The following is a 12,377-nucleotide window of genomic DNA, read 5'->3' as shown; positions in this document are numbered from 1 at the left end:
GCTCAAAGCGACGTCGGACGATAGCCGGGAATGGTGCGTTCAAAGTAGCCGTCCGCGTCTTGGCCAACCCCGCCTAGGCCGCGGAAGACAAAACGTAAAAACAGGCCGCGGTCGTTAAAGTCATCCTCGACACGGGCCGTATCGTTGTCGTCTAGCCACTGGCGCCAAACGAGCTGTAGCCCGTAGCAGCAATCGTTCCACTGCACGCCGAAAAGCTGTTCCAGCGGGCGGTTATTGGTTTGATCGTGCAGGTAACGGCCAATCAAATCAATCTGTGGGCTTGCCTTCCACGCAAGCGACACATCCCATTCTTCCCGCGCGTAGCGCCGGTAGCTGTCATCGCCGGGAACCAGGTTTGGGTCAAAGCCTTCGATCTCCCAGCGGTAGCCAAGGTTTGCCACGTGCCCGCGCGGATGGCGATAGGTAAGATCGACGCTTGAGCGTTCGGTCAACTCGCGCTGATCATCGTAAAGCCACTCGGCCCCGCTGCTCCAGCGGTCGTTAATCTGCCAATCGAGGCGCGCCACCCAAGGCGATCGATCACGAGTCGCTTGGTAATAACTTTCCGGATTGACGTCGTTATTGTCGCTGTCGCGATCCGGCAACGTACTGTCATCACCGTCGATTCCCACGCGGCGATCCGCAAAATAGACGCTTTGCCCAACGCCGATGCGCACACTTTCTTGTCCCGACTCACCCGCCAAAAGCCGTGATTGCACGCCCAGCGACAGACGGTTTAAATCCCCCACCCGATCGGTGCCCGAGAACCGCTTAGCCGACCATAGCTGTTCCCACGAGAAGGCGCGTTCGCGGCTATCAAACTCGGGCAAATCCACTTGGTTGGTACGCGGAACAAACGCATAGTTCATTCGCGGCTCTAGCGTCTGGCGGTAATCACGCTCGCCAAGATCCAGCTCGCGCTCAAAGACGAGCCCACCATCGAGGGAGCTTATTGCAACACTACGATCGGGCGATGTATCCAGTGTCGTTTCGCGATTGCCGTAATTCAGCGCGTAGGCGGTGTGCCAAAGCTCAGTACGCGGAGCTAAATAGCCCCATGGGCGCTCAACGCGCCACCCCAGCGCAGGCGCTAAGTGAATACGACCGCCGGTAGCCGCTTCGCGCTCGGGCACCAAGGTTTCGTCCACATCGCGCCAAAAATAAGTGGCGTTACTGTTCCATTCACGATAAAAGCCATTTTCCTGCTGCCAGCGCGCTTGAGCGGTCAAGCTGGGCAAGCGGTAGAAAGGCTTATCGCTGTCGCTTAAGGGATCGTCCAGGCGTTGATAACCTTGGGCACGAGCATCCAAGCGCCAGCGCTCGCCCTGATAATCCACCTGAGCTAAGCGCTCCATGCCATAACGGTCGCTAGAGCCGAACTCGCTGCCAAAGTCATCAAAATAGCGCCCGTCGCTTGCCGCGCCATAACGTAGCTGATACCCGCTACGGTCGTTAACGCGACCTCGATGCTCGGCGTCAACATACCAGCGGTTGTCGCCTTGGTAGCGCCCTTCATCACCGCCTGAGCCGCCGTCATCGCTATTCAGCCACGCCCCTTCAAGGCTACCGCGGCCATGGCGCTCAAGCAGGTAGCGATACTCGCCGCCAAGCAGCAGGCCACGGTCGCTGACCCAACGCGGCGTGATCGTGGCATCGCGATTGGGGGCAATATTCCAGTAAAAGGGCTGGGTGTAATCCAATTGGTCGCTGGAGAAACCAATCGTTGGCGAGAGCAAACCGGTATGGCGGCGATCATCGATGGGAAAGCGTAACCAAGGCCAGTAAAACACCGGCACGTCGTGGATCTTTAAACGCGCATTGCGCGCCGTGCCAAAGCCGCTGGCTTGATCTAGGCGGATATCGCTGCTGACCAGTTGCCAGGTATTCTCGCCGGGTTCGCAAGTGGTAAAGCTTGCGTCCCGCAGGCGATACTGCGCTTCGCCCACTTGTTCTAAGCGCTCGGCCTGGCCGCGCACGCGCTCTTGGTAAAGCACGTAATGGCTGTCGCTCACCTGCCCGCGATCCTCTGCTAGCGACATTGTCGCCTCAGACCCGCGCAAGAGTGCGCGACCATCGCGTAGCGCAAATGCACCTTCAGCATCGACCCGTTCGCGACTGGCCGGCACGTAAAGGTACTCGGCTTCAAGTTCCGTACCACCACGGCGCAACACAACGTCACCGCGCAGGATCGCCTCGCCGTCCGCCGCGTAGTCGGACTCGCTGGTTTCCACCTGCAGCTCACGCGGGTCATCGCCGGCCGACAGGCGGTAGCCCGGCATCACATAGCGCCCGCGACACACCTGGTTCGCCGCTTCGTCCTGCTCCCAGGCTTGCCAGTCCAGCGCCTGAGCTGGCAGCGGCTCGCTCTGGGCAATCGCGGCACTTGAGGCCCCTGCCAGCAGGCTGCCGACGAGCGTTAGCGGCGCGGTACGCAAAAATCGCTTGCCCATGTTCGTTATCCTTGGCATCGGGAATCGGTATTATACAGCTCGCATCATGCCCGACCAGCCAGGAGCTTGCATGTCATCATCTCGGATAAACGCCCTTTTAACTTGGGCCGCGACACAACACGGCCTCGCACACAGCGACATACACCTCGCACCTGCCGGCGGCGACGCGAGCTTTCGGCGCTATTTTCGCCTCACGCTGCCAGGCGGCGAGACGCAGGTGGTAATGGATGCTCCACTCGACCAAGAAGACTCAACGCCGTTTGTCAGCATTGCGCGCCAATGGCGAGCCGCAGGGCTTCCCGTACCGCGCGTTCACGCCGCCGACCTGAATGCCGGTTTTTTATTGCTGGATGACTTGGGCGAGACCCCGCTGCAAACGCTTTTCACTGACGCGGATGCCGTTCACGCTCACACACGTGACGCGCTTGCGTTGATCGGTCCGCTACAAAACCGCGCCAACCCAGCCGCCCTACCTGCCTTTAATGCTGCACTGCTTGGCCGCGAGCTTGACTTATTCCCCGAGTGGCACTTACGCGCTTGGCTTGACCTGCCGGTGCCGGAGAGCTGGCGTGCGCTGCGCACCGCACTGATCCAGCAAGCGCTCTCGCAGCCGGTGGTCACTGTTCACCGCGACTTCGATGCCATGAACCTGATGCCGCACCAAGGCCAACTTTACATGATCGATTTTCAGGACGCCGTGGCGGGCCCCTTAAGCTACGATGCGATCTCGCTTTTGCGCGGGCGCTACTGGCGCTTTTCCCAGCGTGAATTCGACGGCTTTATGGTCGAGTTTTACCAGCAAGCCCGTGACGATGGTCGTCTATCAAGCACCACGGACAAGGCGACTTTCTTGCGCCAAAGCCACGCCATGGCCGCTCAGCGCTCACTCAAAGTGCTGGGGATTTTCTGCCGTTTGACGCTGCGCGACGGCAAACGCGGGTATCTCGAACACTTGCCCGATTTTCTCATGCATTTAGAAGACAGCCTCGCCGCACTCCCCGAGCACGCCGACTTTGCCCAGTGGCTCAGCCAAACGCTGCGTCCGGCGATGACGCAAAAACTCACCACGCTTGACGCTCAGGAGCGGCCCGAATGAAAGCGATGATCCTGGCCGCGGGGCTTGGCAAACGCATGCGCCCACTCACTGACACCTGCCCCAAGCCACTGCTTCCGGTAGCGGGCAAACCGCTGATTGTCCACCACTTAGAGCGCTTAAAGCGCGCTGGCTTTGTTGATGTCATTATCAACGTTAGCTACCGCGGTGAGCAAATTATGCACACCTTAGGCGACGGCCGAGCGTTCGGGTTACGCCTGCATTTCAGCCGCGAGGCAACCCCGCTAGAAACCGGCGGCGGTATTCGTCAGGCGCTCCCCCTATTGGGCGGGGCGCCTTTTTTGCTGGTTAACGGCGATGTGTGGTGCGAGGCACTGCCAAGCCAGCTTGCACTAAAAAACGGCGATCTTGCCCATCTCATGCTCGTGGATAACCCGGGGCACCACCCCGAAGGCGACTTTTCGCTGAGCGGCGGCCGCGTTCGCCACCACGGGGAACCTAAGCTCACCTTTTCGGGTTTGAGCGTGATGGATCCGGCGCTTGTCGTTGAGCATGCGCCCGGCGCCTTTGCACTGGCACCGCTGCTCAAAGCGGCGATGGCCGACGAACGCGTCAGCGGTGAGCACTTTCGCGGCCAATGGGTAGACGTAGGCACTCCCGCGCGACTTACAACGCTTGATCGCGCGCTTCGCGATAGCGTCTAGACCAAGCCACGCATAAAGCCCGCCCGCACAAAAGCGATTAAATGCTATGCTGCGTGCCCTATACGTACCGGCAGCCAGACGCAAGACTGACAAGATAGGAGAGAAACGTGAAAGCACGGGTTAAATGGACTGATGGGCGTCAATTTGTGACGGAATCCGGCAGCGGGCATAGCGTCGTGATTGACGGCCCGCCCGACCACGGTGGTCGCAACACCGGGCCGCGCCCGATGGAAATGCTACTGATGGGTATGGGTGGCTGCACGGCTTTTGATATTCTCAATATTCTCGACAAAGCGCGCGCCGATGTGACCGACTGCGTGGCAGAGCTCGACGCCGAGCGCGCCGATAGCGTGCCGTCCGTCTTTACCAAAATTCATGTTCACTTTGTGATTTCAGGCCACGGGCTCAAAGAGAAACAGGTACAGCGCGCCGTTGAGCTCTCCGCGGATAAATACTGCAGCGCCTTGATCATGCTCGGCCAAGGTGGCGTTGAGATTACTCACTCATTCGAAATCGTTGAGGCGTAGCCGCCACCACGCGATGAAAAAAATAGCCCGGCCGGATGCATCGCTGCCCTCAGCCGGGCATAATACGCGCGCTCGTATTTAACGGCTTTTCCACTGATATCAAGTGGACTCGGTTCCGGCGCTGGCTCGTCGGGGTGTCTTCATCCGCCATAGGGAGGTTCGGACGTGTCAGATAATCTCCGACTCCACGGGTTTAACAACCTGACAAGCTCCTTGAGCTTCAATATTTACGACATCTGTTACGCCAAAACCGAAGAGCAGCGATCTGCTTATATCGATTATATCGATGAGCTCTACAACGCGGAGCGCCTGACCCAGATCCTCAAAGACGTGACCAATATCATTGGCGCTCATGTGCTCAATATTTCACGCCAGGACTATGAGCCTCATGGCGCGAGCGTGACGATCCTGATTGCCGAGCACGAGCTTGACGAGGCCGACCCCGGCCAAACTAAGCCCGGCCCTGGCCCGCTGCCGGAAACCGTGGTCGCGCACTTAGATAAGAGCCATGTGACCGTGCACAGCTACCCGGAATCGCACCCGGATAATGGCATTAGCACCTTCCGGTTAGATATCGATGTGTCGACTTGTGGTCATATCAGCCCGCTCAAGGCGCTGAACTATCTGATTCACAGTTTCGATTCTGACATTGTCACCACGGACTACCGGGTACGTGGCTTTACCCGTGACGTTGACGGCAAGAAACTCTTCATCGATCACGAGATCACCTCGATCCAGGATTATCTTGCCGACGATACCAAGCAGCAATATCAAATGATTGATGTGAACGTGTACCAAGAAAACATGTTCCACACCAAAATGCTGCTGAAAGACTTCGATCTGGATAACTACCTGTTCGGCACCTCACGGCGCGATATCACCTTCGAAGAAGCCCGCAATATCGAAAGTCGCCTGCGCAAGGAGATGCTCGAAATTTTCTATTCGCGCAACTTGGATTAGCGTCAGCGCTTCTCGATAAACAAAACCGGGCCTGCAGCAGGCCCGGTTTTTCAAGTAGGTAGGAACTCAATAAATCTTGGCTTCGCCTTCGGGGCGTGTTTTAAAGCGTCGATGAAGCCAGAGGTATTGTTCGGGATGGGTAAGAATCGCCTGTTCGATAATGGCGTTAACGCGCGTGGCATCGGCGACATCATCCCCGCTGGGATAGCCTTCCAGCGCGGGTAGCCATTCGAAGGTATAAGTGCGGTTATCCGGATTGCGGTGGAACATCAGCAATACGACAGGCGCGTCGGTTAAGCGGGCGATTTTTGCCGTTAGCTTGATGGTTGAGGCCTGTTGGCCGAAGAAAGGCGCGAATACACTGGCATCTCGGCCAAAATCTTGATCCGGTGAGTACCAAACCGAACGTCCTGCTTTTATCCGCCGCACGGCGGTGCGTAAGTCGTAACGATCAATCAACTGGCCGAAATTACGCTTACGTGCGCGCATCATAAAGCGGTCAAACAATGGATTATTGTGCGGTCGATAGACCGCATCGGCAGAAAAAAACAGCGAATGCAGCGCCCCCCCTAAATCCAGCGCCGAAAAGTGCACTCCGGCAATCAAAACGCCTTTGCCTTGCGCCTCGGCGCGGGCAAGATGCTCCTCGCCAACACACGCCACCCGGTGGCGAAAGTCTTCAGCATCGCGACACCAAACCGCCGCGGTTTCTAGCAGCCCAATGCCATTGGCAATGAACGTCTCCTTCACTAAACGGCGCTGCTCGTCAGCGCTTTTATCAGGAAAACAGAGCGCTACATTGGTTTCCGTAATGTATCGGCGCCGTTTGGCCAAACGCCAGGCCGCCAGACCGATGCCTTTCCCCAGCCACAGCTTGACCCGCCACGGCAACCATGCCGCCACATACATAGCGCCAATGGCAAGCCATGTCGGCCAGTAACGAGGATGGGCAAAGGAGTTGGGATAGCGCGATTTCGCCATGCGGTTTCATTCGTCTTTGATAGTGGGAGTTTGACGCTCGGTGACGTTTACACGCCTGCTCTAAACGCCACCATAGCGCCGAGGCACACGCGGCAATACACCGGTCAGCAGGGTATAACTGATGGTGTCACAGTGGCGCGCGACCTCATCGATTGATAGCACTTCGCCGTTTTTCGCTTTGCCCCAAAGTACGATCTCGCTGCCAATGGCCGCATCGGGGATATCCGTGACATCCACGGTGAGCATATCCATCGAGACTTTGCCCGCAAGCGTGGCTCGCTTACCATTCACCAGCACCGGTGTGCCGTCAATGGCGTGGCGATCATAGCCGTCACCGTAGCCCGCCGCGATCACCGCAATACGTGAACGACGCGCCGCACGCCAACGCCCGCCGTAGCCAACAGACTCGCCCACCTTGATCTCGCGCAGAGCGATAATCTCTGAACGCAGCGTCATCACCGGCTGCAGTTGGTGCGTGAATGTGTTGGGGGCTTTTAGCGGATCACTGCCGTAGAGCATAACGCCAGGGCGATTCCAGGCGCCGTGGGCTTGCGGGCGAGCCAGCGTTGCTGGTGAGTTGGCCAGACAAAGCGGCGCACCAAGCTCGGCGGCCAGCGCTTCCATGGTGACCATTTGCTGAGAAAAATAGCCGGTATCCGTCGCATCAGCTGTCGCAAAGTGGCTCATCAAGTGCAGGGCGCCCACCTGCGGCATGGCCTCAAGCGAGCGCCATACGCTTGCTGTCTGCTCGGGCTCAAACCCCAGCCGGTGCATACCGGAATCAACCTTAAGCCAAACGGGAATTGGCGCGCTCGGCGTAAATGCCTGCAGGGCTTCGAGCTGCCACCGGCTGTGAATGGCCATCCATAACCGGTGTTTATCCACATAAGGGAGCTCATCGGCGGAGAAAATACCTTCGAGCAGCACAATCGGCGTTTGAATACCCGCATCACGCAGCGCCATCGCTTCTTCTATACAGGCAACAGCAAAGGCCGGCACCTCACTTTCAAGCGCCTGGGCGCACGCCACTGCACCGTGACCGTAAGCATCGGCTTTGATCACGGCAACTGCCTGGCTTTGGGGCGCGCAGGAACAGGCGAGTCGATAATTATGACGCAATGCGTCCAGGTCGATATGAGCTACCAACGGGCGCATGCCTGGTCTCGCTTATCATCGGTGGGTTAACATTAGCTTTCAAAAATGGCGTTCAGTGACAGGCCTTGTTTTTCCAGTACACGCCGCAGCTTCTTCAAGGCTTCCACTTGAATTTGACGCACACGTTCACGAGTGAGGCCGATTTCCGCCCCGACTTCTTCCAATGTCGCGGCTTCATGGCCACGCAAACCGAAGCGGCGCACGACCACTTCGCGCTGTTTTTCCGTCAACTCGCCCAGCCACTCATCCACGTGCTCTTTGACATCGCCATCGACCAATGAGGCTTCCGGACCGTGGTCGTCGTCATCGGACAAGGTATCGATCAGTGGCTTATCGCTATCGCCGCCTACAGGGTAGTCGACCGAGGAAACACGCTCGTTGAGCCCAAGCATCTTTTTGACCGTCTCGACCGGCTTATCCAGATGATCAGCGATCTCTTCGGGCGTGGCTTCGTGGTCGAGTTTTTGCGTCAGCTCCCGCGCGGCCCGCAGGTAAATATTAAGCTCTTTAACCACGTGAATCGGCAAGCGAATCGTGCGGGTCTGATTCATCAGCGCGCGCTCGATCGTTTGTCGTATCCACCAGGTGGCGTACGTCGAAAAGCGAAAGCCACGCTCAGGGTCAAACTTCTCAACGGCGCGAATGAGGCCTAAGTTACCCTCTTCGATCAAATCCAGAAGCGTCAGGCCGCGGTTAAGGTAACGACGAGCGATCTTTACCACCAGACGCAGGTTGGACTCGATCATTCGTGAACGGCCAAGCGGGTCACCTTTGCGCGCTAAGCGGCCGTAGTGAACCTCTTCTTCGGGCGTTAATAGTGGCGAGAAGCCGATTTCATTGAGATAGATCTGCGTGGCATCCAGGCTTTGATGCTGCTGGCGGCCTTCGCGCCCAAGCGCTTTTTCAAACGCTTCTTCTTCTGCAGCTGCCGCTTCGCTATCTATCTCACTTAGCGTTTCTTCAGCCGCACTAAGGTCTACTTCCTGTAGTTCTCGTTCCAGCATACTCATCGTTCCCACCCCCGTTATCTCGCCTTTTGTTCCACTATCTAAACGCCAAGAGCGTTGCGCGCTGCTGGCGCGTTTGCTTTTATCATTATTGAGGCGTCGATTTAATTACGTGATGGCAGAAAATTCAGGGGATCCTGAGGTTGACCATCCTTGCGTACCTCAAAATGCAGCCTCACGTCTTCAGCGTCACTGTCGCCCATCGTGGCAATCGTTTCGCCCGCTTTTACCACGTCATTTTCGCTTACGCGAAGGTTATCGTTATGTGCATAGGCGGTAAGAAACGCATCGTTATGCTTGAGTAGCACCAAGTTGCCATACCCGCGAACGCCGCTGCCGGCATAAACCACAATTCCTGGCCCTGCTGCTTTGACAGGTTGCCCCTTTTCTCCAGCGATATCAATCCCGGCAGTTATAATTTGTCCTTCGCTAAAGGCGCTTACCACCTCGCCCTCAACGGGCCATTGCCAATCTATCGTTTCGGCGGGGGTATAGGTTCTCTCGCTGCGATCCACGCTCGACACTTGGCTAGGCTCGGCTTGTGGTTCGGGTTTCGACTCGGGTTCAGCGGTTTGCGGTTCTGGTTCTGACTCGGTATTAGGTTGGGAAGCGGTCTTCGCGGCCACTTCAGCCTCACCGTTTGGCGTTTGCTGAGATTGCGCTACCGCCACACTTTCAGCGGCTTGAACCGCCTCGCGCTCCGCCTTGATGCGCTGATTGCGTTCTATCGCCGACTCATCCGGCAATAGCCAATCCATTTCTTGCTCTCCCGGCGCCACGTCAGCGCCATTTGCGCCTAGCCCGGTGGCAACCGCCCCCTGCGAGTCGCGCGAACCGTCACGTCGCGCTGGCGCGTCACTAACTTGACCTTCGCGCAGCTGAATGGTTTGGCCAGGGTAAATATTGTAAGGCGGGACAATGTCATTAAGCGCGGCAAGGCCGCGATAATCCATGTCGTGTTCCCACGCAATGCCATAGAGCGTATCGCCCGCCTCGACGGTATATTGCGGGGTGCTTTCGACCGCCCGACGCGCGTCGCTTAGGTCACGCACTTGCGGGCCAGCGTCTGGCTGATTGGCACAGCCAGCAACGGCCAGAGCAAGTGCCGACATCATCAAAACCTTACGCATGCAATTCTTACTCCTTTTCAGCGCTGACGTGAGCGCTACGTGTCGTGTTTGCGCCGTTGGTATGGCGATTGAGTGCGACAACCAACGCTACCCCCGCTAGCATAAGAACGATAACTCCCCAAACCTGAGCAGAGCCGCCGATCAGTAGCGCATAATCATTCGGCATCAGGTAGCGATGTGCCAGCGGGATCATCTGCCCATTAGGGCCAAGTTGATAGCTTACCAGCTCGCGCCAAGGCCAGAGAACTGGCAAAGAGCCGACAATAAAACCTAATAACAACTGCATGGTAGCGCCGTGATGGCGGCGCAAGAGCCACGATAAAAGACGCGTAAAGAGCGCAAGCCCAACGGCGCAACCGGCCGCAAAAATCGCGATCACGGTTATATCAAACCCACGTATCGCCTGCATAATCGTGCCGTAAAGCCCCATGGTGAGAAGCAAGAAGCTGCCCGACACACCGGGGAGTATCATCGCGCTAATCGCAATGGCACCGGCCACCGCCACAATCAGCGCCTCATTACCCAGCATCAGCACAAGGGGCATCAGCCCCGGCAGTGCTTTAGCAATCAAAAGCCCCGCGACCAACGGCAGTACATACCATATTTTCCACTCGCGGTGCGCCTGGTGCACCACCAACGCCGAAGCGGCAACGAGGCCAAAAAAGAAGCCATTGAGCAACAGCGGGTGCGCCTCCATCAGCCAAACGGCCAAGTGCGCCACGCTGAACAAACTGACCGCGACCCCTAGCAACAAAGGCAGCAAGAAAACCAGGTTCAAGTGGCGCCATACCCCTTTCACCCCCTCTTGGCGAAAGGCGCTCCAGGCACTCGGGCCAAACTGGCGAATGGTGTGAATCAGCTCCTCATAAATGCCGGTAACGAACGCAATCGTCCCGCCTGATACCCCCGGCACCGCATCAGCGGCGCCCATCCCGGCGCCTTTAAAAAAGAGGCCCAACGTGTGACGCTTCAATCCACCACTCCTTGCAACAGGGGAACAAACCGCACCGGCTCTAGCCGGCGCTTGTCGTAATCTTGCCCAACGCGGCGCACCTGTGTGAGCCACTGGGTGCCGTCGGCGTCTTCCAGCGGGGCAATCAGCACACCGCCATCGCTTAGCTGCTCTAGCAGAATCGAGGGCAGCGTCTGAGCGCACGCAGTAAGCAAAATGACATCAAAAGGGGCGGCATGTGGCCAACCGCTACTGCCGTCTGCAACCGCAAGACGCGCTTTTGCGTCCAACCGACTAAGCCGCGCAGCGGCGCGTTGGTGTAAGGCGTCAATACGCTCAAGTGAATAGAGCACGGGCACCAAGCGCGAAAGAACCAGTGTTTGATACCCCGATCCGGTGCCGAGTTCCAACACGCGCCGCGGCGCTTCGCGAAGCGTAAGCTCCGTCATACGCGCCACGGTCAACGGTTGCGAGAGCGTCTGCCCAAAGCCAATGGGCAGCGACGTATCTTCGTAGGCGCGGTGGGCGAGTGCCTCATCGACGAACAAATGCCGTGGCGCCTCGGCCATCACCGCCAACACCCGTTCATCGCGAATGCCCTGATGCGCTATGCGCTCGACCATTCGATCACGGGTACGCTGCGAGGTCATGCCACGACCGCGAAGCTCCGTCGGGGACAAATCAGGCAAAAGCATCCAACCAGTCCTGCACATCGCCACGCGCTGGGTGGCGGGTTAAATCGGTCTGCAGCGGCGTAATGGAGACAAATCCCGCCTCCACAGCGGCAAAATCCGTATCCTCACCATCATCGGCATTCGCCCCTACCGCTGCGATCCAATAGCGCGTGCGACCCCGGGGGTCTTCGGTGGCAAGCGGCTTGGCCGCCGGGCCACGAAAGCCAAGGCGAGTGACCCGAACCCCGCGAATTTGCTCCCAGGGCACATCCGGCACGTTAACATTCAATAGCGTACGCGGTGGCAACGAGAGCTGATCCGCCGCGCCGACGAGCGTGGCCGCCATTTTTGCGGCGGTCTCAAAATAGCGCTCACCGCAAAGCGACATGGCAATCGCTGTCATGCCTAAGTTGCGCCCCTCCATCGCAGCGGCCACGGTACCGGAATAGAGCACGTCATCGCCAAGATTGCTGCCGTGATTGATCCCCGAAATAACCACATCGGGCATCTCGTCCCAAACCCCATTGACGCCGAGGTAGACACAGTCGGCCGGGGTGCCATCAACGCTGTAAAATCCATTATCTAACGCGCTCAGGCGCAGTGGACGCGACAACGTCAGCGAGTTACTCGCCCCGCTGCGGTCACGATCCGGCGCTACCACACGCACTTTCGCGTGCGCCGTCAGCGCTTCAAACAGCGCGCGCAAGCCAGGCGCATGGACGCCGTCATCATTGGAAAGCAGCAATCGTCGCATCATTTATCTCCTTAGTTTCAACCGCTGAC

At 58.0% G+C, this 12,377-nt stretch carries 12 protein-coding genes; 4 read left to right on the top strand and 8 right to left on the bottom strand.

Annotation, left to right across the window (positions count from 1 at the left end):
- Positions 1 to 2 precede the first annotated feature (2 nt).
- A complete protein-coding gene (locus M8006_RS05665) occupies positions 3 to 2,450 on the bottom strand; it encodes an LPS-assembly protein LptD (protein ID WP_250080497.1) in 2,448 nt (815 codons plus the stop codon).
- 70 nt (positions 2,451 to 2,520) lie between these two features.
- Between M8006_RS05665 and M8006_RS05660 the strand changes: the two genes are divergently transcribed.
- From M8006_RS05660 to speD, 4 genes are all read left to right on the top strand, one after another.
- Positions 2,521 to 3,546, top strand: a complete 1,026-nt coding sequence (locus tag M8006_RS05660; protein WP_250080496.1) for an aminoglycoside phosphotransferase family protein — start codon at positions 2,521 to 2,523, stop codon at positions 3,544 to 3,546.
- On the top strand, positions 3,543 to 4,208 hold the full coding sequence (gene murU / locus M8006_RS05655) for an N-acetylmuramate alpha-1-phosphate uridylyltransferase MurU (protein ID WP_250080495.1): 666 nt from the start codon (positions 3,543 to 3,545) through the stop codon (positions 4,206 to 4,208). Before M8006_RS05660 ends, murU begins: the two co-directional genes overlap by 4 nt.
- Positions 4,209 to 4,315: 107 nt before the next feature.
- Complete coding sequence (locus M8006_RS05650) at positions 4,316 to 4,735, top strand: OsmC family protein (protein WP_250080494.1); 420 nt, start codon at positions 4,316 to 4,318, stop codon at positions 4,733 to 4,735.
- A 165-nt stretch (positions 4,736 to 4,900) separates the two neighbouring features.
- Positions 4,901 to 5,695: an adenosylmethionine decarboxylase gene (gene speD, locus M8006_RS05645; RefSeq protein ID WP_250080493.1), complete on the top strand. Its 795-nt coding sequence runs from the start codon at positions 4,901 to 4,903 to the stop codon at positions 5,693 to 5,695.
- 66 nt (positions 5,696 to 5,761) lie between these two features.
- Here speD and lpxL read toward each other — a convergent pair whose 3' ends face one another.
- From lpxL to surE, 7 genes are all read right to left on the bottom strand, one after another.
- Positions 5,762 to 6,676: an LpxL/LpxP family Kdo(2)-lipid IV(A) lauroyl/palmitoleoyl acyltransferase gene (gene lpxL / locus M8006_RS05640; protein ID WP_250080492.1), complete on the bottom strand. Its 915-nt coding sequence runs from the start codon at positions 6,674 to 6,676 to the stop codon at positions 5,762 to 5,764.
- A gap of 60 nt (positions 6,677 to 6,736) precedes the next feature.
- Entirely contained in the window at positions 6,737 to 7,831 is a 1,095-nt protein-coding gene (alr, locus tag M8006_RS05635; RefSeq protein WP_250080491.1) for an alanine racemase, read from the bottom strand.
- 32 nt (positions 7,832 to 7,863) lie between these two features.
- Positions 7,864 to 8,841, bottom strand: coding sequence for an RNA polymerase sigma factor RpoS (gene rpoS / locus M8006_RS05630; RefSeq protein ID WP_250080490.1), 978 nt, complete (start codon positions 8,839 to 8,841; stop codon positions 7,864 to 7,866).
- 101 nt (positions 8,842 to 8,942) lie between these two features.
- On the bottom strand, positions 8,943 to 9,968 hold the full coding sequence (locus M8006_RS05625) for a peptidoglycan DD-metalloendopeptidase family protein (RefSeq protein WP_250080489.1): 1,026 nt from the start codon (positions 9,966 to 9,968) through the stop codon (positions 8,943 to 8,945).
- A gap of 7 nt (positions 9,969 to 9,975) precedes the next feature.
- The gene (locus tag M8006_RS05620) at positions 9,976 to 10,941 is read right to left on the bottom strand and encodes a DUF368 domain-containing protein (RefSeq protein ID WP_250080488.1); all 966 of its coding nucleotides are present in this window, start codon (positions 10,939 to 10,941) and stop codon (positions 9,976 to 9,978) included.
- On the bottom strand, positions 10,938 to 11,615 hold the full coding sequence (locus tag M8006_RS05615; protein ID WP_250080487.1) for a protein-L-isoaspartate(D-aspartate) O-methyltransferase: 678 nt from the start codon (positions 11,613 to 11,615) through the stop codon (positions 10,938 to 10,940). Before M8006_RS05615 ends, M8006_RS05620 begins: the two co-directional genes overlap by 4 nt.
- Positions 11,602 to 12,348: a 5'/3'-nucleotidase SurE gene (surE, locus tag M8006_RS05610; RefSeq protein ID WP_250080486.1), complete on the bottom strand. Its 747-nt coding sequence runs from the start codon at positions 12,346 to 12,348 to the stop codon at positions 11,602 to 11,604. Before surE ends, M8006_RS05615 begins: the two co-directional genes overlap by 14 nt.
- Positions 12,349 to 12,377 lie beyond the last annotated feature (29 nt).

It is taken from the genome of Halomonas llamarensis, assembly GCF_023555005.1.
GTDB lineage: Bacteria > Pseudomonadota > Gammaproteobacteria > Pseudomonadales > Halomonadaceae > Vreelandella > Vreelandella llamarensis.
This window is presented reverse-complemented; position numbering and strand designations above follow the sequence as displayed.

Bases quoted from the DNA above. Each gene is read 5' to 3' on its own strand.
- alr (WP_250080491.1), bottom strand. From the start codon at position 7,831: ATGCGCCCGTTGGTAGCTCATATCGACCTGGACGCATTGCGTCATAAT.
- M8006_RS05660 (WP_250080496.1), top strand. From the start codon at position 2,521: ATGTCATCATCTCGGATAAACGCCCTTTTAACTTGGGCCGCGACACAA.
- M8006_RS05615 (WP_250080487.1), bottom strand. From the start codon at position 11,615: ATGCTTTTGCCTGATTTGTCCCCGACGGAGCTTCGCGGTCGTGGCATG.
- lpxL (WP_250080492.1), bottom strand. From the start codon at position 6,676: ATGGCGAAATCGCGCTATCCCAACTCCTTTGCCCATCCTCGTTACTGG.
- M8006_RS05665 (WP_250080497.1), bottom strand. From the start codon at position 2,450: ATGGGCAAGCGATTTTTGCGTACCGCGCCGCTAACGCTCGTCGGCAGC.
- M8006_RS05625 (WP_250080489.1), bottom strand. From the start codon at position 9,968: ATGCGTAAGGTTTTGATGATGTCGGCACTTGCTCTGGCCGTTGCTGGC.
- rpoS (WP_250080490.1), bottom strand. From the start codon at position 8,841: ATGAGTATGCTGGAACGAGAACTACAGGAAGTAGACCTTAGTGCGGCT.
- surE (WP_250080486.1), bottom strand. From the start codon at position 12,348: ATGCGACGATTGCTGCTTTCCAATGATGACGGCGTCCATGCGCCTGGC.
- murU (WP_250080495.1), top strand. From the start codon at position 3,543: ATGAAAGCGATGATCCTGGCCGCGGGGCTTGGCAAACGCATGCGCCCA.